Here is a 22,777-nt window from a genome sequence, read left to right as displayed (position 1 = left end):
TATTGATGTAATCTGTAAGATATAAAACCATGTTTTTTTGCCCATATTTTTTCTTTAAATGTAGTATCCTTATTTGTAATAAAGTCTTTTAACTGCTCTTTGGGAAATTTTATTGAAAGATAAGGAAGTAAACCTTTCGGGAAAAATAGTTTTGCATATGTGGCTCTTACTTTAAGTTTTACTTTCTTCATTCCCCTTTTTGTTTTTACCGATAAGCCTTTATATGCTTTTCTTTTTTGCTCAACTTTATATTTTAAATATTTTGATGTTTCAATACTAAAAGGAACAGATTTAGGATATTCTGGATGACCATCCCAACTTATAATTTTAAACCCATCATCTGTTATCATTATTTTCAAACCAAAAAACTCAAGTTCAGGAGCAAAATATCCTATATTTTTTACGGTTTCTTTAATCTCATTCCAAAAAGGAATTTTACTTGGAATAGCATAATCATTATTTGGATTTTTTGTTTTCTTTATTCTATTTCCTCTATTTATGCTTACACTATCTGAAATTTTACCATTTATAGTATCTATATAAGCATATACAGTACTTTCATACCATTCTTCGTTTTCTATTTCCATTAATTCTTCATCATTAGAATCTTCTTCATATAATCTAAATAAAATATCATTATTGTTATTTTCATCGTCATTTAAGTTTGTCTCTTCTTTAAATGATGTATTTTTTAAAATATCAATATTGTTATTTAAAAATTTATTTTTTTCAAATGAAATATATGCATCTCCGATTTTAGGATTATCACCTTTAGAGTTAAAAACTATTAAGTTTATTAATCCTCCTTCAAAATCTTTTTTAGGAATTAATTCTTCTGTAATAATAACACTTTTATTTATTTTTGAAATGTAATCAATTAATTCTTTTTCTTTTACTTCTTTTTCATTAATATAAAAACTATTATTTTCCCATTCAATAAAATCACTTTGATGTCTGTTTGAGATATATAACCTAACCTTTTTTTCTTCTTTTATCGTATTAATTACATCTTTCCATGTATCATTTTTATTTACATTAAGAGGAATAATAAGTTTATCTTTATATCTGTTTGTAATATGATAAAAACATTTTGGCATTCTATCCCTAAATGGTTTAAAAATATTATAAATTGTTACCTTATCTGATATCCACTTACCATATATTCCATTAATTGGTCTTAAAAAAGCATAATCCTTTGCTGAAATAATATCTTTATAATTTTCTTCGTTTATATTTAAACTTTTCACCTGTTCAGGTAAAAAGCCCCTTTTTACTGCCCATCTTGTCTCTCTAAAAGAATAATCTTTATCTTTTAAATAACTTCTATATACTCCTCTTATCCATTTTCTTGCTTCTGCCCCTGTAAAACCTTTTGAAGTATTTGGAAAAGCTAAAATATTTAATCCGTATTTCTTTATGTCATTAAAGGACATTATATAAGTACCCCCTTATTCTTTTCATAATCCTTTGGTGAATTAAAATCCTGCGTATCATCATGTATATAAACATATTTATCTTTTATTTCCTTTTCCTTAAAAGAAATTCCTTGAAATGATTGATAAACCTGCCAGCCTATACACTTTTCAATTTTACCTTCTAAATATAATTTCCTTACATTTTCAACATGCTTTGTAAATACATCGGAATCTTTTATCTTAATTGCAACAATAGATTTACCATTCCCAAAAAACATTAAATCATCTGTATTTAATTTTATAATTTTTTCTATTGCCTTATCAGAATAATATGTATCTCCATATAAAAAACATATATTATCTTCTATAAGTTCACTTGTAAATCTATCAATTTCTAAAATGTTATGTTTAGGTTCATATCTTTTTGAACCTTTTATTTCATATCTTTCATCATGAGAAGTTATTATTACCTCACTGTCTTTATCAAATTCATTTAATAATCTTACAGTTCTTTCTATAATCTTTTCACCATTTACTTCTATAAAATGCTTAGGAATATTTTTGTAATTATGCCATCTTTTTCCTTTCCCATCAGCCATTATTATATACTTCATATATCACCTCTATTTTATTACATTATGATATCTGTAAAAATCTCCAAGTTCGTTATTTCTCTGCCCTCCCCAAAGCTGTATAATATTTACGCCTGAGGATGTATTTGCTTCAATAATACATATTCCTTCATTAGTTAATAAAATATCCCAAGCTATAAAGTGCATATATGGAATCTTATTTGCAAGTTCTAAAATTTCTTTCTTTAACTCTTGCCAATTAGGAATTTTAACTCCTTCTATAGGAGCCTTAGAATCAGGATGAACCTTATATACATTTAAGTTATGAAGACATCTTGCTTCAGATAATTCTCCTGTTTCTAAATTAATTTTTGAAACAAGTCCTCCTCTGCTTCCATTATCTACAGGTATTGTCTTCTTTGTTCCTATTCTCTGTACGGCAAAGAAGATTTTTATTTTCTTGGTATGAATATCTCTTAACGTAATTAATCTAATGGTATTTACTGTTTTATCATATATTTTATTTGCATACTCATGTTGACTTATACATTCCACGATTATCCAATTATCCCTTTTAAACAAAAAAGAAACAAACTGTTTCTCACTTAATTCATTTTTATCTACATAAATTTTTTCATTATCATAAGTTAAAATATTAACATCTTTTCCTTTTCCTGCTCCATAAGGTTTTATAAATAACTTTTTATGCTCTTTAAGAAGTCTTAATGCATAGTCATAGTCCACTTCACTATCATCAAAAATAGATAAAATACCTTTATTTTTTATCATATAAATTTCAGGAACTTTAATATATTGTTTCAACACTTCGTTTGCTACAATTTTATTATTAAACATAAAATCAAAAGGTTCATTTATATATCTTGACCTATACCAATCAAATTCAGATAAATATTCGTTTTTATCATTGTGATCTAAATCATATAACATCCATTGATCTGCTAAAAAACCTCTGGTAAGATTTGCTCTTATTTTTTTATAAAAAGGACATTTAAAATGATTTTTTACAAATATAATTCTTCTGAAATATATAACAAATAATTTTATTTTTTTTAAAATTTTCTTTGCAAGTTCAAACATAATTCCTCTCTTTTCTATGACAAGTTATCTAAAACCAACTGTGCAAGTTTTGCAGTAGATGTTCCAAGTTCTTTTGGTAAATATTTTTCTCTGTAATTATCAAGAGAATTTTGATTGTAATTTCCTGATTCTAAATCTATAATCAAATCTTTTGCATTTTTAAAAGCACATCCCGGCATTGAATAAAATGGGTCAACATTAACTCCGTTTTTTAATAAATATTCATCATAATCATAAAGATAATAGTAAGTTTTTTTATTTAAAATTGCTGCTTCTACCGCAATAGCAGAATAATCAGTAATTAAATATTCACAAACAGAAAGAAGTCTTACTGCACTAAATTCAGGACAAGTTAAAATATTTGGATTATCTGTATTTATTTTTTGATTTGGATGACTTTTAACAATTAAAAAATATTTATCAAAATCTATATAATCTAAAAGCTCTTCCCATTTGGGAATAATATTTCTTCTAAAAGTAGGCGCATATAAAATTACTTTCTTTTCTTTTAAAAAAGGATATTCATCTAAAATTCTTTCTTTATTAAATTCATTTGTTCTCAATAGATAATCTATTCTTGGAAGACCTATGTTATAAAGTTTATCTAAACTGGTATTAAAAGATTGAAGATAAAATGGATTCCATGATTCTGCAGATGAAATAATTATGTCGTAATTTTGATGCATACATAAAAGATTAGAGATTTTTTCACTTCTTCCTGAAGGCTTACCAATAGTTTGATGACCTGACTTTTTTATTTTCCCTATCGAATGCCACATCTGTATTATTGTTAATTCTTTTTTATGCTTACAAATAGAAACAATAGGCCAATAAGAATCTAATACACAAACTTTACTGGTTGCAAGGTGATACATACTTTTAAAAGAATCTATAATAAATTTAATTATTCCTTTTTTGCTATCATCTAATCTATTACATATGTATTTAATCTCAATTTTATTAGATGTCTTATTAATAAGTTCATTTTCTAATAATAAAAAATCTAAACTTAAAGTATTTGACTGTCTGCTTAAAAATAAAACTTTGTTTTCTTTTATTGGATTATATTTTTTTATAAAGTAATAAACTATACTAATAATTTTCTTTCCTAATTTTATTACAACTACCATTTTTCCCCTCATAGCAATTTAGACTAATTATATCAATAAAAATATTAAAAATATTAATTTATACATTTAATTTACATAATAGAAATAAAGGTTTTACTTTAATTTTTTAAATAAAATATCCTTAACATAATGTTAAGGATATTTTTTATTTTATCTATTTATTAATCTCTTTATTTTCCTTTTTAATCTCCTTGGAAGCATTCTGATAAATCCTATCTCCATATTTTTTGTATTTATCATTATCTTGTCATAAACAATAGGATTTATTCCTTCTATATTTTCAATTTCTCTTATTTTATCTTCATAAATATGTTTTTTCCCAATTTGGTCTGGAGATTGTAATACATCGAAATTAGGTTTACCATTTCCCTCTACAAATTCAATATCTCCATTTTCCGTAATACATACATCCCAACCAATATGTCTCATTTCGGGCACTTTCAATGCAGCATCGCATACTGCTTCTTTTAACTTATCCCAGTAAGGATATTTAAACCCTAAAATCTTTTCTTTAGAATCTGGATGTATATCTGTTCTTATGTGGGCTCTGTTTATTGCTTGATTAACTTTTCCACTTTCAACATCTATTGTTGCAGCAACTCCACCTCCATGAAAGTTATCTATAACATTTCCGGCTCTTCCGAATCTTGCAACTGCACCCATTACTTTTGCTGTATTATCGGCACATACTAAAGTATAAACTCTAACAGTATTTAATGTACTTTCATTAAACTTTGCTATTTCACTATTTTGTTTAATTATTTCCTCAATTATCAAACCTTCTTCTTTACAAAGTTCAAATAAATTTTGAGCTGTATCATCATTTGTTTTTATTACTCTTGCACCTGCTCCACCAGTTCCTCTTACAGGCTTTGCAAAAAATTCTTCATGTTTTTTTATAAAAATATTAAATTCATCAAAAGAACAACAGCTTACATCAAGCCAATCCCTTTTTACATACTTTTTAAAAGCATCGTTAAACAATGCTTTATCCAAGAATATTTTTCTATATTCTTTTTTATTGCAAGCTTTGTGAACTCTCTTTCTGTATCCTTCATTTAAAAATGTATCTCTTATATCAGGCTCTTTATTATAAAGTTCATAATCAAAATAACAATTATGAGTAAATCCTCTTTGGCTACAATATAATAACCAATCACAAAAATATACTGTAAGATTTACATTGTTATATTTTAAATTTTTCTGTGATTTATATTTTCTCTTAAAAGACTTATATTTCTTTTTAAGTTCCTCTTTATCAATTTCAGGCATTTTACTTCCAAGTAATTTAACTATACTTTCAAGTGTTCCATCAAAAGCTCTGTATTTTATATATTTTGAAGGTTGATTTTTACATTTTGCATAATATGGAAGAGGTGTTCCCAAAATATAACATGTTGAAATAATAGTAGCTGGATGTTTATCATTAGGTCCATTCATTTTTCCTAATATCTCTTTATTTAAACCTATATTATTATCCTTTTTAGTTATTAAAGGCATATATTTAACACATATTCTATTTTCATTTGCAAATTTATCTGCATAACTTCCTTTTTCGCAATATATTGTTAAATTATTACATCCAACAAAAGCATCTTTATCTATACTTGTAACTGATGGTGGTATCTTAATACTTAATAAATTTTCACAATTTAAAAATGCATTTTTTTCAATACATTTTAATGACTCCGGAAGCCATAAGCCACTTATTTTTATACAATTTTCAAATGCGTTTTCTTCTATCTTTGTTACTTCATCAAAAAATCTTACACTTTCTAAATTTGTAAAATTTTTAAAGGCTTCTTTTCCTATTATCTTTGTTTGTTTTCCCAAATAAACTAGTCTTGTACTATCATTTTTTTCTAGATCATTGTTTACATAATATACAGTTTTACCATCTACATTTTCACTTAGCTTAACTACACTGCTCATACTTAAAAAAGAATGAAGAACAGCATAATCGTCATATATTTCATATATTCCTTCTTTTTCTTTCTTATAATAATTAAAATTATCATTTTCTGTTAGTTCAGGAATATTTATTTTTACTGATCTGTTTTTACTTATAGTTTTCTTTTTGTCTTTTAAAATATTAAGTACTTCATTTATATCTTTATCTTCATTTTTTCTTAAATCATCTATTGAATTTGAAGAAACTTCTATATTTGTATTTAATATTATTTCGTTATTTTCAAGAAGTTTACTTACATCTTCATATGTATTTTTAAGCATTGGAACTTTTTCCTCCGTAAGCCCCAAAGATTCTACAATAGGTAATACAGTAAATGGAATTCCTTTATAATTTTTTACAATTTTACATGGAATAAATTCAATTTTTGATTTTATTTGTCCATTTTCTTTTCGTAATTTTAAATTATAAAGAAGTGTGTACTCTGAAAAATTTGAATCAGCAAAAGTATTTAAATGAGAAATTAAATTTCCCAAAGAGAAAAGTACAGGTTTATCATTTATTTTTTCAAACTTTTGAATAACATGTGCATGAGAACCTACAATAAAGTCATAGCCTATATTAGATAAGTTTTCAGCCATTGAATATTGTCTTTGTGTAATTTCAGAAGTATATTCTTTTCCCCAATGAGGAAAACATACTGTTACCTCTGCTCCTCTTTCTTTCATTTTATCAAATACACTTTGAGCTCTATTTTGAGTATAAGTATTAAGTAAGTTTATTCTGCCTTGTCTGTTTAAGTTAAGCTGCATTTTATTATAAGAAGTTGAAAAGGCTGTAAAACCAACTTTTATACCGCATATATCAACAATTACAAATTTATCTTCTTTCTTTAAAAATGTACCTGTTTGAATAATACCAATATCTTTTATATTGTTAATTGTATCTACAATTCCTCTTACACCTGCATCAATAGTATGATTATTTGCAGTTGTAAGCATATCAAAACCACATAAAGAAAGAGCCTCTAAATATTCATATGGGGCATTGCAATAATATGGTCCTTCATGTGTTAATATTTCACCTCTGTAAGGAGCTGTTTGCGATATTACGGTTTCTAAATTTCCGCAAACAAAATCTGCTTTTTCAAAAATAGGTTTAACATATTTAAAACATAATGAAAAATCATATCCACCATCTTTTTTAGAATATTTTTCAATCATGTTTTCTAAGCATAATAAATCACCTGTAAAAATTAAAGATATTTCATCTTTATTATCTTTTATAGATTTAAAACATTTATTATCATCAGATAAGACAAATCTTCTTATATTTAAATGCTTTTCAATATTTTTATTAATATTTTCTCTTTTCTTTAGTTCATAACTTGGACTTTTATATTCATACTTTTCTATTTGAGGATATTCCAAAACATTAGTCTCCTTTTTATATAATATTTTAAATTTTATCATAATGTAAAATATTGTTACCTTTCCTTTTCGGTAAAAGGTTTGTAAATTTTTTATAAAATAAAAAAAGATACTGCAAAAGCAATATCTTTTTAAATCATATCCTCAATATCTTCATCACTATATCCCAAATAATTTAAAACATCTTTAGTATGATATCCTTCAGGATATCCTGCATATTCATATTCAACAGGACTATTTAAAAACTTAATTGGACACCCAACCTGTTTTACTTTTATCTCTTTTTTATGAGGAAGTTTAGTTTCAACAAACATCTGTCTTTGATTTAGATGTTTATCTTCTTTTGTTTCATTTAAAGACATTACAGGTTCAACACATGCATCAACATCTTTAAAAAATATACTCCATTCTTCTTTTGTCTTTTCTTTAAATTTTTCTTTTAATGTTTCTTTTACAAGTTTTGTATCTGTTTTTAAAATTTTACCATCAGCCCAATCTTCATATCCTAAAGCCATACATAAATTATAGAAAAATTTTGGTTCTAATGCTGCTACACTAATATATTCTCCGTCTTTTGTTTCGTAAAAATCATATATACCTCCGCCGTTTAATACTTGACTTTCTCTTTTTGGAGCTGTGTTTGAAGTTAAAAAAGAAATTCCGTCCATCGTATTAAAAGGTATCATACCATCAAGCATTGATATGTCTATATATTCTCCAATCCCTCTTTTTTCTCTATTATAGGCTGCCGCTAAAATTGAGGCAACACTATTCATAGAACCTGACGCAAGGTCCGCAACTTGCATATTGTAAAGAGATGGTCCTGATTTTTTCCTGCCTGAAGAAGCCATTAAACCACTTCTTGATAAATAATTTATGTCATGACCTGCTCTATCTTTTAACTCACCACTTTGACCATATCCGGTTAAAGAACAGTAGATAAGTTTTGGATTAATTTTACTTAAAGTATCATAATCCAGTCCAAGTTTTTTCATTACACCAGGTCTAAACTGTTCAATAATAATATCATATTCCATTATTAATTTTTTTACAGCTTCAATTGATTTTTCTTTTTTTAAATTTAAGTATATACTTTTTTTATTTCTTCCAAGCCATGCTGCAGAAGCAGTAATATCTGAATCTTCAATAATCGGAGGCCAATGAGTTACCAAATCAAATCTATCTTTACTGCTTATTTTTAATACTTCTGCGCCCATATCCGCAAGAAGTAGTGTTGCATAAGGTCCGGGAAGAAGTGTTGTAAAATCTAAAATTTTTAGTCCTTGTAATATACCCATTTTATTCTCCTAAAGTTATTTTATTAATTTAATATTTATTATATAATATAACATATATTTACATTTTATCTTTTTCAAATGTAAAATTTTTGAAAAATATCAATATTTTTTTCAGTTTATATACAATCAATTTTTAGTTTATGATAAAGTATTAAATATAGCATTTGGAGGTTTTAATTTTGCCTGGAATTACAGCTCACTACATATTTGGACAAAAAGTTTTAGACAAATATCCAAAAGAAATAAAAAATATAGTAATTGAAAACAAAGATTTATTTAATATAGGTTTACAAGGACCTGATATATTATTTTATTACAAACCTTTAAAATCAAATAATGTTACAAAATTTGGAAATGATATGCACGATGAAAAAGGAAGTATATTTTTTAACAGTGCAATAGATACTCTACATTCCATAGAAGAAGAAAATTTTAATAAATATTTATCTTATTTACTAGGATTTTTATGTCATTTTACTTTTGATAGCAATGCTCATGGATATATTGAAAACAAAATATATACAAGTAAAGTAACTCATTATGACATAGAATGGGAATTTGAGAGATATTTAATGAAAAAGAATAATATCGATCCAAAGAAAAAACAAAGATTAAATTGGATAAATATTAATAAAGAAAACAGTAAAATAATTTCAGCATTCTATAAAGGTATAACTCCAGATGAAATTTTTCATTCTATAAATTCAATATCTTTTTACGATAGTTTTTTACTTGGTGCACATTTATGGCAAAGAGAACTTGTTTCTTTCGTTCTTTATATAAGCGGACAATATAAAAGCAAAAATAAATTAAGAATGCAAAAAGAACCAATAAAACTTTGCCTTGACAGTAATTTAAGACTCGAAAAGATAATGAATAATTCAATAAATAAGTGTATAGAAAACACAAATATTTTAATTGATAAATTATATAATAATACTTCTTTATCAAAATCATTTGACAAAACTTTTGGACCAAACGAAAATTGGCAGGACATTTTAGTATTATCATTGGAGGAAGAGAAAAAGTATGAAATCGAAATTTAATGAAATAGAAAAGAAATGGGTTTTATATGATGTTGGAAACTCTGCATTTACAATGCTCGTTACAACAATAATGCCTATATATTTTAACCAACTTGCAAGCTCGCAAGGTATCTCAGAAGTAAACTACCTTGCATACTGGGGATATGCAACGACAATATCAACAATAATAGTTGCTTTGCTTGCTCCATTTTTTGGAACAATATCAGATTTTCCGGGATGGAAAAAGAAACTATTTTCTGTATCATTGTTAATTGGATCAGTTGGATGTGTTCTTCTTGGAATAATTCAATCATGGATATGGTTTTTATTATTATTTGTATTTGCAAAATCAGCATACTCTATAAACTTGGTATTCTATGATTCAATGCTTACCGATGTTACAGCCCCGGAAAAAATGAATAGAGTTTCAGCAAGTGGATATGCTTGGGGATATATTGGAAGTTGTATTCCATTTATTTTATCTCTTGTAGTAGTTTTATTCTATGATAAAATCGGTTTATCAATACAAGTTGCTATGTTTTTGGCATTTCTAATCACTGCTGTTTGGTGGATTCTATTTGCAATGCCTTTATGGAGAAAATACAAACAAAAAAATTATGTTGAACCAACACATCACCCATTAAAAGAAAGTTTTATAAGGTTATCTAAAATATTTAACGAGCTAAAGAAAAATAAAAAAGTACTGTTTTTCTTAATAGCCTTTTTCTTCTATATAGACGGTGTATATACAATAATAGATATGGCAACTGCATATGGCACCGCTCTTGGTTTAAAATCCGAAGGTTTATTACTAGCTTTACTTGTAACACAAATTGTCGCATTCCCTACTGCTTTGTTTTTTGGAAAATTAAGTACAAAAACAGATGTGTTTAAATTAATATTAGTATGTATAACAGCATACTTCTTCATAGTTCTATATGGAATGACAATGAAACTTCAATATCAATTTTGGATACTTGCAATTTGTGTAGGAGCATTCCAAGGAGGAATTCAATCTCTTTCACGTTCATATTTTGCATCAATAATTCCAAAAAATAAATCAGGTGAATATTTTGGAATATATGATATTTGCGGAAAAGGTGCTTCAATACTTGGAACATTCTTGGTATCTTTGGTAAGCCAAATAAGCGGAAACATTAATACAGGAGTTGGAATTCTTGCGGTGATGTTTGTTATTGGCGGATTCTTCTTTATAAAAACATCTAAGGTAAAAAGCTTAAATTAAGCTTTTTACCTTTTTTATTATTAATTTTCTTCTTATAAATTACTATTTTTATAGTATAATTTAAAAGTAAAGGAGAATAAAATGGATTTAAAAGAAAAAACAATTTCGAGTGATATAGTATTTAAAGGCATGGTGTTTGATATAGCTCAAGAAGAAGTTTTACTTCCAAATAACGAAACTGCTAAAAGACAGATAATAAAAACTAACGGTGCTGTTTCAATTATTCCCATAACAAAAGAAGGAGAAATAATTTTAATAAAACAGTACAGACAAGCTGTAAAATCAGAAACTCTTGAGTTTCCGGGAGGAAAACTTGAAAAAGGAGAAGACATAAAACAAGCTGCGTTAAGAGAACTTCGAGAAGAAACAGGATATATAGCAAAAAATATAAAACCTTTTGGCGAAACTTATCCTGCAAGCGGATATTCTGATGAGGTTATTTATTATTTTATTTGTGACGATTTAGAAGCTAAGGAAAAACAAGATTTAGATGAAGATGAATTTATAAATATAGTAAAAGTTTCAAAAAAAGAATTAAAAAATATGATTTTAAATGGTGAAATAAAAGACTCTAAAGTAATGGCATTTGGACTAAAATATATAATTGAAAATAATATTTAGATAGGAGAAAAAATGAATTACTGCTTTGGTGTAGATATAGGTGGAACAACCGTAAAAATAGGTTTATTTCAAGATAATGGAACGATAATTGATAAATGGGATATTCCAACACGTAAACAAGAAGGAGGTAAATATATTTTACCTGATATTTCAAAATCTCTTTTAGATAAAATTAATGAAAAACAAATAAATAAAAAAAATATTTTAGGCGCAGGAGTTGGGGTTCCCGCTCCAATAAAAGAAGAAGGTATTGTAAGAGGTTCAGCAAATCTTAATTGGGAGTATAAAGAGGTTATCAAAGAATTACATGAACTAACAGGATTTAAAATAAAGACAGGAAACGATGCAAACATGGCAGCTTTAGGTGAAATGTGGTTAGGTTCAGGTAAAAATTATAATAACTTGATAATGATAACTTTAGGCACCGGTGTCGGAGGCGGAATAATAATAAACGGTAAACCTCTTATTGGTTCAAATGGTGCAGGCGGAGAAATCGGACATTTGAAAGTTAATTACAACGAAGATAAACACTGTGGTTGTAAAGGTCAAGGTTGTCTTGAACAATATGCTTCCGCAAGAGGAATTGTAAATTTAGCTAAAAATAAGTTAGAAAAAACAAATAAAAAAAGTATTCTTAATAAAGGTGACATAACTTCAAAAGATGTTTTTGATGCCTTAAAAGATGGCGATGAAATAGCAAAAGAAGTTATTGAAGAGTTTGGTAAATACTTAGGATACGCAATTGCAAATATTGCAGTAATAATTGACCCTGAAATTATTTTAATAGGCGGAGGCGTGTCAAAAGCAGGAAATGTTATAATAGAATATGTAAAGAAATATTTTGACAAAAAAGCATATTTTGCAAACAGAAATATAAAGTTTGAACTTGCAAGTTTAGGTAACGATGCCGGAATTTGTGGGTCTGCAAAATTAATATTAATATAAAAAAATACCCATATGGGTATTTTTTTATCTGTTATTTTTTTCTGTTAAACTTCTTAACTTCTCATCATAACCTTCTAATTGTTCTTTTAAAGCCTGCCATTTCCAGTTTTCATCAACTGTTCCGGGTTTATTCATTCTCGATTCATCCCCTAAATTCAACACATCTTGAAGAGGCATTATAACAATATTGCTTCGGCAAGAATATAATTTATCTTTTAATATTTCTATCTTTTCATCAATATATTTTTTATTTTCATCATTTTCTTTACCGCCAAAATACCTGGCTATACACCATCCCCTAAGAGTTTGATTATCGTGTGTTCCACTATAAGCTATTTTATTTAAAGGCGGAATATAATTTTCTGGATCTTTATCATAAAACTGAATAACATCTGCTCCAGGGAAACCTGTTTTTTCAAGTAAAGCCCTTACTCCCGGAGTAATCGTTCCAAGATCTTCAGCAATAAACGGTAATGCTCCAAATTCTTCATATGCCTTTTCAAATACCTCAGTTCCAACACCAAGTATCCATTCACCTTTTATAGCCTTTTCTCCTTTTGGAACAGACCAATAAGCCTCAAATCCTCTAAAATGATCTAATCTTGTAAAATCATAAAGTGAAATTACTCTTTTTAATCTTTTTAACCACCAAGAATAATTATCTTCCTTTATTTTATCCCAGTTATATAATGGATTACCCCAAAGCTGACCTTCTTTAGAAAAATAATCAGGTGGAACTCCTGCTTCTTTTTCAATTTCTCCATTTTCATTTACAGTAAAATATTCTGGATCTGCCCAAACATCACAAGATGAAGCAGAAACATACATAGGCATATCACCTATTATTTTTATTCCTTTTTCATTTGCATAACTGTGCAAATCCTGCCACATTTGTTCAAAAACAAATTGAGTAAACTTGTAAAAATCAGCTCTTTTTCCTAGCTTTTTATTTTTATATAACTCTATAGAATATTTTTTATGATTTTCATAATTTCCTTCAACATCCTTTATTGCCATATACATCGCATAAGCATCAAGCCAATAATCATTTTCTTTTTTGAAATTAATAAAATCACTATCTTTTTTATTAAAATGTTTATATTTATTTTCAAGCTCTGAAATTGAATAACCCGTTAAATTAATATTTCCTGCAAATGCTGATTGTCCGGAATATGGTGAACCAAAGACATCTGTTGGATTAACAGGTAGTATTTGCCAATATTTTTGTTTTGCTCTTGCAAGAAAATCAACAAAATCTTTTGCCGGTTTACCTAATGTTCCTCCTGGTATTGAAGTTATATGACATAATACTCCGCTTCCTCTTTCCATTTCTACGCAAAGTGCATTGTCATTTCTAAAATGAATTACGGACGAACCTAAAGGATATATTGTTACATTATAATATCCTTGTTCATCTTTAATCATATCAGCACCTGTTACAATATCATTAGCTTTCCAATCTTCTTTGATTTTAATATCATAAACATTTGATAAACTTCTGTTAATTAATAAAAGGGCTTTTGATTTATCATTTTTTCTATAAAATCCAAAGACGTCATCATTGAATGCTACAGGATCAAAATCCCCTTTTATAAACACAGGATAAATTTTTCTAAGAGATATTGCATTTCTATAAATAGAAAGGTTATCCATATCTATATTTTCCCATGGGAATGAAGCTCTGTTATATGGATCAGAATATCCCTCAAGCCCTGCTTCGTCTCCATAATAGATACATGGAACTCCAGGCATCAACATTTGTGTTAAAACAGCAAGCCATAATCTTCCTTTTGCTATACCTCTTTGATGATCATTTAATCTATATTCTCTTTTTTCATCTTCACTTAATGTATTTTCATCAACAGCGTCTCCAAGAAGTGTCATTATACGCATTCTATCGTGACTTCCAAGCAAGTTTAAAGAGGAATAAAAATTCTCTTTTGGATAATTTTCATATAAACTCATTAAACTTTCTGCCAAATCATAAGCAGAGATTTTACCTAAAATAAAGTTCTCAATACCATCTCTAAACACATAATTCATTACACAATCAAGCTCTTCACCTTGAAAGTATTTTCTAAGTTCTCCATAACTTATTTTATTGCTTGCATCTTCCCAAACTTCACCCATAAGTACCCCATCATTACCTTTTTTTGCAATTACGGCATTTTTTATTCCTTTTATAAATTCATCGGGAAGTTCATCTGCAACATCGAGTCTCCAGCCTTTTGCTCCTAATTGTAACCATTTTTTTATTATGCTGTCTTCATTTTTATATATAAATTCTTGATAACTTTCACAGCTTTCATTCACATTTGGTAAATCATCCACACCCCACCAACAATCATAAGTACCGTCTTCTTTAAAATTAAACCAGTCATAATACTTAGATTCTTTTCCTTGGAATGCACCTTTTTCATCATAATTTCCATATTTATTAAAATAAATACTATCACATCCTGTATGATTAAATACCCCGTCTAAAATAATGGAAATACCTTTCTTTTCTGCCTCTTTACATAAATATTTAAAATCTTCCTCATCACCAAGAAGCTCATCAATTTGATTATAATCTGCAGTATCATACCTATGGTTGCTTGCAGCAGAAAATATAGGATTCAAATATATTGACGTAATTCCTAAATTCTTTAAATAATCAAGCTTTTCTACAATACCTTGTAATGTTCCACCATAAAACTCCCAGCTTTTAATTCTTCCTTGTTCATCTTTATCATATTTAGGTTTATCATTCCAACTATATACAAGTTTTCTTTCAGGGCCTTTTCTTTTCTTTTCTAAGTTTTTAACTCTTTTTTCAAAATCTTTTCCCCTATTAAATCTATCAGGAAAAATTTGATAAACCACAGAGTTTTTATACCAGCTTGGAACTTTTCTTTCTTTATAAACTGTAATTTGAAATGAAGGAGGTTCATAAGAATATAATGCACCTTCTCCTCCTGTTCTTCCTTGTTTTGCTCCATAATAAACTTTGTTTCCGTCTTGTTTTTCAATGATGAAACTATACCATATTATACACGCTTCATTACATTTTAAATTGAAACTATGTCTTACATAATCATCTATTTTTTCTTCTTGCATTTGAAAAATACTTTCACCCTTTTTGTCTATCCATACCCTTAATTTAACTTGTGCATTTTCTTCCTCAAATATGTCTAAACAAACAGAAACAGTGCCACCTATGCAGATGGCACCGAAGGGTTTTCTATAAATTTCGTTTCTAGAATTATGATATGCTCTCATATTTCATTTTCCCTTTTGCTATTTTTTATTATTGTCTTTTTCAGTTGTATTTACCTTACTTGCAGTTTTACTGTCTTCTTTTTTTACAGTTTTATTTGCGGTAGTTTTAGCCTTAGCTGTAGTATCACTATCTTTTTTTACTGTCTTTCTTGAAGAAGTTGTCTTTTTTGCAGCTGTTTTCCTGGTTTTTCCTGCAGTTTTACTTGTTGTTTTGTTTGCAGGTTTTGAAGCAGTTTTCTTTGCTGTGCTTGTTTGTTTTTTAGCGGTTTTTGTTGTTGAAGAAATATTCTTTTTATCTTCTTTTACAGTTTTTTCTTCTTTTTTAACTTCTTCTTTTTCTGTTTTTTCTTCTTTTTTAACTTCTGCTTTTTCTTCTTTTACATCAGCTTTTAAAACTACATCTTCTTTTACATCATTTTCTTTATTTTCTACAACTTTTTCTTCTTTTACTTTTTCCTTAACTGCTTCCTTCACTTCTTCTTCAGGTTTAACCGTTTCTTCCTGCTTATCTAAACTTTCAACCGGTTTTTCTTCTTCAACTGCTTTTTCTTCTTCCTTTTTTTCAACCACATATGGCTCTACTTCAGGATGAAGCTGTTCATATAATTTTTTATATTTATCAGCAGCAACATTCCAGCTAAAGTCTGTTTTCATTGCAGTTTCCTGCATTTTTTTCCATGCATCTTTATTGTTATAATATAAATCTATTGCAGATTTTATTGTAAACAACATTTCATGAGCATTATAATTTGCGAAACTAAAACCTGTTCCTTCACCCGTATACATATTATATGGTTTTACGGTATCTCTTAAGCCCCCTGTTTCTCTAACGATAGGAAGAGTACCAAAATGCATTGCTATCATTTGAGAAAGTCCGCATGGTTCAAACAATGAAGGCATTAGAAGCATATCACCGCCTGAATATAGTCTATGACTTAAAGGTTCACTAAATCTTATATTAGCGCTTACTTTTCCCGGATACTTATAAGAGAAACCTTTAAACATTTCTTCATATTCGTAATCACCGGTACCTAGAACGGCAAACTGAACTGCTTGCTGCATTAATTCGTCTAATATTCTTTGAATCAAATCAAGACCTTTTTGCTGCGTTAATCTTCCAATCATAACAATCAAAGGAACATCAGCATTAACTTCAAGTCCTAATTCTTTTTGAAGTTCTTCTTTGCATTTTTTCTTTCCTTCTAAATTGTCCGCAGAATAATTTGCAACAATATTTGTTGATGTTTCAGGATTAAAGAAGTCAACATCAATTCCATTTACTATACCATATAGTACATTATTTCTTCTTCTAAAAATATCCTGCATGTTTTCGCCGAAGAAATCACTTTGTATTTCACCGGCATATGTTTCACTAACAGTTGTTAAAATATCACTGTAACATAAAGCACCTTTTAAGAAGTTAATTGACTGAGCATCACTTCTTAATTGTTCCGATGCAGGTTTGCTTTTATCAAGACCTAAAATATCTCCAAGAACCATATCAGACATTTGTCCTTGGAATTTTAAATTATGAACAGTAAATACAGTTTTTACGTTATCATAATTTCCAACGCCGTTATAAAATTCACGAAGGAATACAGGTGCTAAAGCAGTATGCCAGTCATTGCAATGTAGAACATCACAATTAAAATCAGGTAAATACTGTAAACATTCAACTATTGCTTTTGAGAAGAATGCAATTCTTTCACCGTCATCAAAATAGCCATATGCTCCGCCTCTGTTAAAATAGTATTCATTATCAACAAAATAATAAATTACTCCCTGATATGTTAATTTTTCTATTCCGCAAAATACGTTTCTCCAGCCAAGAGGCATATAAAAATCACAAACATGTTCCATTTGATCTTTATATTCCTGTGGAATATCTCTGTATTTTGGAATAATAACACGAACCTCAACCCCATCGTTTTGTAATGCTTTAGGCAAAGATCCAGCAACATCTCCAAGGCCACCCGTTTTCATAAACGGATAAGCCTCAGAAGCTGCAAATAATACATTTAATTTTCTTTTCACCATTACCTTATATCCTATTCATTTTTTTCTTTAATGAAAATATCATCACTGGTTCCTTTAATCATTAAACCTTCTCCGATAATATTTCCTTTATCTATTATAGCATATTCTATCTGTGCTCCGGATTTAATTACACAATTTTGCATTATAATACTATTTTTTACAACAGCACCTTTTTCTATTATTACATTACGGAAAATAACACTGTTTTCAACAGTACCTGCTATTTTACAACCTGCCGGTACAACACTATTTCTTACATGACAGCCTCTTTCGTATTTTGTAGGTGCAGAGTCTTGAACTTTTGTAAGAATTCTTGAATTTGATTTGAATAATTCTTCTGCAATTCCTTCTTTAAGTAAATCCATATTTCCTTCAAAATAAGAATCAACATCGAAAATACATCTTGAATATCCAACATATTCAAAGGTTTTTACATTTAATTTATTATAAGAACCTTTTAATGCTTCAAATAAATCTAAATAGTCAATTTCATTGAACCATTCAAAAATATTTAATAGTGTTGCTCTGTTAATTATAAAGCATTCAATAAATGCTTTATCGCCTTTTTTAACACCTTTAACTACATCTATAACTTTTCCGCCGGCTTCTTCTATTTTTAGTATATTTTCATTATCACTTGAAATTACTTTATAAGCCATTGTTATATCGGCTCCGCTTTCAACGTGAGCTTTATATAACTGTGTATAATCAATGTTATTTATAATACTTGCTGAAGAAATTACTATATATGGGGAAGGTGAACGTTTAAAGAACACATCATTAATTCTAAAATCTCTTATAACAAATTTTTCATTTCCGACACCTATACCATAAGATGTTCCAGGAAGAATATGAAGTCCTCCTCTTTTTTTATCCAAATCCCATTCTTTTCCGCTTCCAACATGGTCAATAATAGAACGATATCTTGCTGGTTGTATAAGTCCTATTGTATTAATTCCTGAATTAACCATATTTGAAAGAGGGAAATCAATCAAACGATATCTGCCTGAATAAGGAAGTGAAGCCATTGTCCTTTTATTTGTTAAAATATTTAAGTCCGGTGTTCCATAATTTGCTGTTATAATACCTACTAAATTTTTCATTATTCTGCTCCTCCACCACTATAAATTTCATCATTACCTATCAATTGAATTTCAGCACCTTCTTCATCACTACCGAAAACAATATTTTGTTTTACAACTGAATTTTCTCCTACAACTGCATTAAATACTTTAGCTTCTTTTTCAATTGTAACACCAGGTAATAATATTGAATCTTTCACATATGCACCTTCTTCAACTGTACATCCTACACTGATAATAGAGTGTTCGCATGTTCCTTTTATGTGACATCCGTTTGCAACCAATGATTGTTGAATATCAGCATTAGGACCAATTACTTGAGAAGAATATATATTAGTATTACTCATAATAGGAGCAGTAGGATCATCCAATATAAATTCAGGTTTTTCTTCAAGAAGTCCCATACCTGTTTCATGATAACTTTCAACAGTTCCAACATCTTTCCAATAACCATCAAATTCATATGTATATAATCTCTTACCTTCTGAAAGAAGTTTAGGTATTATGTTTTTACCAAAGTCATGGTCTGAATTTTCATCTTCAGCATCTTCAACAAGAGCTTTAAGTAAAACATCTTTATTGAAAATATATATTCCCATAGATGCTAAATTTGAATCCGGTTTTGGTGGTTTTTCTGTAAATTTAACGATTCTGCTTTCTTCATCAGCAGTTAAAATACCAAATCTTGAAGCTTCTTCCCATTCAACTGGCTTAACAGAAACGGTTAAATCAGCTTCATTTTTCTTGTGAGTATTTAACATATCTTCATAATCCATACGGTAAATATGATCCCCTGAAAGGATTAATACATAATCTGCATCATATTGGTTTATGAATTCTATATTTCTGTATATAGCATCTGCAGTTCCAGCATACCAAGCTCCACCTGTTTGAGTTTCATAAGGTGGAAGAATGAAAGCTCCGCCTTCTCTTCCATTCAAATCCCATGCAGCTCCGCTACCTATATATGAATTTAAAGCAAAAGGTCTATACTGTGTTAAAACACCTACTGTTGAAATATTTGAATTCGCGCAGTTTGATAATGAAAAGTCGATTATTCTATACTTTCCACCAAAAGATACGGCTGGTTTGGCAATGTTTTTTGTTAAGGCTTTTAAACGGCTACCTTGACCTCCTGCAAGAAGCATTGCAATACATTCGTTTTTTTCTCATATTTAATTAAACTCCTTTTTATCTATATCTTTTATAGATTATTTTTTATATTCCATATTTCTTCACAATATTGTTTTATAGTACGGTCACTTGAGAAATAACCTGATTTTGCAGTATTATGAAGAGATATTTTATTCCATTTATTTCTATCTAAATAAAGTTTTTGTAAATTATTCCATCCGTTCATATATGATTCAAAATCTTTAAGCACAAAGAATTCATCATTGCTTCTAAGTAAAGTATCATATATCAAGTTGAAATTCCCTGATAATTTACCAAAAGTTCCATCAACAAGCTCATCAACAAGTTTTTTTATTCTTTGATTATTATTGTATTCATCCCATACATAATAATTATGATTTAATTTATAACTGTCAACTTCTTCAGCTTTTAAACCAAATATTTCTATATTATCCATTCCGACACGTTCTGAAATTTCAACATTTGCACCATCTAATGTACCTAAAGTAATAGCACCATTCATCATAAATTTCATATTGCCCGTACCTGATGCTTCCATTCCCGCTGTTGAAATTTGTTCACTAATATTTGCAGCTGGATATATAAGCTGTCCGTTTGATACCGAAAAATTTGGAACAAATGCAACTTTTATCTTATCTGATACATCTTTATCATTATTCACAACATCGGCAACAGAATTTACAAGTCTGATTACATCTTTTGCAAACTCATATCCTTGAGCAGCTTTCCCTGCAAAAATAAATGTTGTAGGTTGAATATCCATATTTGGATTTTCTTTAAGCTGGTTATATAAATCAATGATTTTTAAAACATTAAGAAGCTGTCTTTTATATGCATGGAATCTTTTTACTTGTATATTGAAAATTGAATTAGTATCAACTTGAACACCTGATGTATCCAAAATATATTTTGCCAAGCGTTCTTTATTTTCTTTTTTACTTTCATCCATCTTTTCAAGGAAAGAACTATCATCTTCATATTTTTGAAGTTTTTCAAGTTCGTTTGCATCTTCCAACCATTTATCTCCGATAGCATCAGTAATAAGTTTAGAATAAGAAGGATTTGCTTCCCTTAAAAATCTTCTATGAGAAATTCCGTTTGTTTTATTTTGGAATTTTCTTGGATTTAAGGTATAAAATTCTTTCAACGTATCTTTCTTCAATATTTCAGAGTGTAGTGCCGCAACACCATTTACAGTATGAGAGCAAATTACTGATAGATTTGCTGTTCTTACTTCTCCACCCCAAAGAATCGCTGTATTTTGATGTAACTCTTGCCAATTTTCAATATTTCTAGGAAAACTTTCTCTATATCTTCTATCAATTTCTTCAACAACATCATATACCCTAGGAAGTAATTGTCTAAACATGTCAATAGGCCATTTTTCCAAAGCTTCGGGAAGAATTGTATGATTTGTATATGAGAGACTCTTGCAAGTTATATCCCAAGCATCATCCCATTCTAAACCTTCTTCATCAATAAGACGTCTCATAAGTTCAGGTGCACAAAGAGCAGGATGAGTATCATTTGTATGAATTGCAACTGTATCAGGAAAAGTCTTCCAATCCGTTCCATGCCATTTTTTAAATGTAGAAATAATATCAGCAATACCCGCAGAAACAAACATATATTCTTGTTTAAGTCTTAATATTTTTCCGGATAAACCATTATCATTTGGATATAAAACACTTGTAATTGCTTCTACATCGGAACGGAACTTCATTGCGCCTGCATAATCTCCATTATTAAATGCATTCATATCAAATTTTTGTTCATAAGGTTCAGCACTCCAAAGTCTTAAAGTGTTGACTGTTTTTCCGCCATACCCTACTATTGGAACATCATAAGGCACAGCAACGATATTTTCAGTATTTTCCCATGTACAATATAATTTATCATTTTCATAATTTCTTTTTACTTCGCCGCCAAATTTAACAACAACAGCTTTATTGTCTTTTCTGGCTTCGAAAGGAAAACCGTTTTCCAACCAGTTATCAGGTAATTCAACTTGTTTTCCGTCTTTTATTACTTGTTTAAAAAGTCCATATCCATACCTTATTCCCATTCCGTAACCTGCATATCCCATACTTGCAAGAGAATCTACAAAGCAAGCAGCAAGTCTTCCAAGTCCACCATTTCCAAGTCCGGGATCTCTTTCATTTTCACATAAACTGTCAAGATCCTCTCCCAAATCCTTTAAACCTTCTTTTACAATATCTTCAACTCCAAAATTAATCAAATAATTTTTTAGTAATTTTCCTATTAAGAATTCCATTGAAAAATAATATAGTCTTTTTTGTGTTTTGTTTCTATAACCATTTTTACAATCATTACCAATTTCATTAGATTGTTTTTGGATTAAAGTTGCAAGCATATTGTACCTGTCAATACTGTTTGATTCTTCAAAACTTGCACCTAATTCTTTTTTAAAAATACTTAAATATCTTTCTTTAAAATCTTCTTTATCTTTAAAAATTTTATTATTCTGATTATTTTCTTGTTCGATATTTTTTTTACCTTTGTTAAAAACCGCCATTATTTAATTGTCTCTCT

14 protein-coding genes and 1 pseudogene are annotated in these 22,777 nt (G+C 28.5%); 4 read left to right on the top strand and 11 right to left on the bottom strand.

Going from position 1 to position 22,777, the window contains the following annotated elements:
* From M6G78_RS10200 to M6G78_RS10175, 6 genes are all read right to left on the bottom strand, one after another.
* Nucleotides 1-1,433: hypothetical protein (locus tag M6G78_RS10200; RefSeq protein ID WP_253230320.1), on the bottom strand; the 1,433-nt coding region annotated here is incomplete at its 3' end.
* Nucleotides 1,433-2,029, bottom strand: a complete 597-nt coding sequence (locus M6G78_RS10195; RefSeq protein WP_253230319.1) for a 2-C-methyl-D-erythritol 4-phosphate cytidylyltransferase — start codon at nucleotides 2,027-2,029, stop codon at nucleotides 1,433-1,435. The genes M6G78_RS10195 and M6G78_RS10200, both read right to left, overlap by 1 nt.
* 9 nt (nucleotides 2,030-2,038) lie before the next feature.
* Nucleotides 2,039-3,085 (bottom strand): sugar-transfer associated ATP-grasp domain-containing protein, encoded by a 1,047-nt coding sequence (locus M6G78_RS10190; RefSeq protein ID WP_138269092.1) that lies wholly within the window; start codon nucleotides 3,083-3,085, stop codon nucleotides 2,039-2,041.
* A 14-nt stretch (nucleotides 3,086-3,099) separates the two neighbouring features.
* A complete protein-coding gene (locus M6G78_RS10185; RefSeq protein WP_253230318.1) occupies nucleotides 3,100-4,215 on the bottom strand; it encodes a CDP-glycerol glycerophosphotransferase family protein in 1,116 nt (371 codons plus the stop codon).
* Nucleotides 4,216-4,365: 150 nt separating this feature from the next.
* The gene (locus tag M6G78_RS10180; protein WP_253230317.1) at nucleotides 4,366-7,554 is read right to left on the bottom strand and encodes a CapA family protein; all 3,189 of its coding nucleotides are present in this window, start codon (nucleotides 7,552-7,554) and stop codon (nucleotides 4,366-4,368) included.
* A 131-nt stretch (nucleotides 7,555-7,685) separates the two neighbouring features.
* Complete coding sequence (locus M6G78_RS10175) at nucleotides 7,686-8,852, bottom strand: CaiB/BaiF CoA-transferase family protein (protein WP_253230316.1); 1,167 nt, start codon at nucleotides 8,850-8,852, stop codon at nucleotides 7,686-7,688.
* 179 nt (nucleotides 8,853-9,031) lie between these two features.
* Here M6G78_RS10175 and M6G78_RS10170 point away from each other — a divergent pair, with 179 nt between their 5' ends.
* The 4 genes from M6G78_RS10170 to M6G78_RS10155 all read left to right on the top strand — a co-directional run bounded on the left by M6G78_RS10170 (nucleotide 9,032) and on the right by M6G78_RS10155 (nucleotide 12,689).
* Nucleotides 9,032-9,898 carry a zinc dependent phospholipase C family protein gene (locus tag M6G78_RS10170; RefSeq protein WP_171020625.1) on the top strand — a complete coding sequence of 289 codons (867 nt, stop codon included), beginning with the start codon at nucleotides 9,032-9,034 and terminating at the stop codon, nucleotides 9,896-9,898.
* Nucleotides 9,882-11,123 (top strand): MFS transporter, encoded by a 1,242-nt coding sequence (locus tag M6G78_RS10165; protein WP_138269087.1) that lies wholly within the window; start codon nucleotides 9,882-9,884, stop codon nucleotides 11,121-11,123. The genes M6G78_RS10170 and M6G78_RS10165 overlap by 17 nt, the downstream gene beginning before the upstream one ends.
* An 81-nt stretch (nucleotides 11,124-11,204) precedes the next feature.
* Complete coding sequence (locus tag M6G78_RS10160) at nucleotides 11,205-11,744, top strand: NUDIX hydrolase (RefSeq protein WP_253230315.1); 540 nt, start codon at nucleotides 11,205-11,207, stop codon at nucleotides 11,742-11,744.
* Nucleotides 11,745-11,756: 12 nt separating this feature from the next.
* The gene (locus tag M6G78_RS10155) at nucleotides 11,757-12,689 is read left to right on the top strand and encodes an ROK family glucokinase (RefSeq protein ID WP_253230314.1); all 933 of its coding nucleotides are present in this window, start codon (nucleotides 11,757-11,759) and stop codon (nucleotides 12,687-12,689) included.
* A 24-nt stretch (nucleotides 12,690-12,713) separates the two neighbouring features.
* On the opposite strand, the gene M6G78_RS10150 is transcribed toward M6G78_RS10155, so the two are convergent.
* The 5 genes and pseudogenes from M6G78_RS10150 to M6G78_RS10130 all read right to left on the bottom strand — a co-directional run bounded on the left by M6G78_RS10150 (nucleotide 12,714) and on the right by M6G78_RS10130 (nucleotide 22,760).
* Nucleotides 12,714-15,950 carry a 4-alpha-glucanotransferase gene (locus M6G78_RS10150; protein WP_253230313.1) on the bottom strand — a complete coding sequence of 1,079 codons (3,237 nt, stop codon included), beginning with the start codon at nucleotides 15,948-15,950 and terminating at the stop codon, nucleotides 12,714-12,716.
* Nucleotides 15,951-16,550: 600 nt separating this feature from the next.
* Nucleotides 16,551-17,987 (bottom strand): annotated as a pseudogene (glgA, locus tag M6G78_RS10145) (glycogen synthase GlgA); the annotation flags it as partial.
* An 11-nt stretch (nucleotides 17,988-17,998) separates the two neighbouring features.
* Nucleotides 17,999-19,090: a glucose-1-phosphate adenylyltransferase subunit GlgD gene (glgD, locus tag M6G78_RS10140; RefSeq protein WP_138269082.1), complete on the bottom strand. Its 1,092-nt coding sequence runs from the start codon at nucleotides 19,088-19,090 to the stop codon at nucleotides 17,999-18,001.
* Complete coding sequence (locus M6G78_RS10135; protein ID WP_371922843.1) at nucleotides 19,090-20,223, bottom strand: glucose-1-phosphate adenylyltransferase; 1,134 nt, start codon at nucleotides 20,221-20,223, stop codon at nucleotides 19,090-19,092. The genes glgD and M6G78_RS10135 overlap by 1 nt, the downstream gene beginning before the upstream one ends.
* Before the next feature lie 50 nt (nucleotides 20,224-20,273).
* Nucleotides 20,274-22,760, bottom strand: coding sequence for a glycogen/starch/alpha-glucan phosphorylase (locus M6G78_RS10130; protein ID WP_253230311.1), 2,487 nt, complete (start codon nucleotides 22,758-22,760; stop codon nucleotides 20,274-20,276).
* Nucleotides 22,761-22,777: the final 17 nt, after the last annotated feature.

The organism is Anaerofustis sp. NSJ-163, assembly GCF_024135845.1.
Classification (GTDB): Bacteria; Bacillota; Clostridia; order Eubacteriales; family Anaerofustaceae; genus Anaerofustis; species Anaerofustis butyriciformans.
The sequence above is the reverse complement of the archived record's forward strand: the minus strand, read 5'-3'. Positions and strand labels throughout refer to the sequence as shown.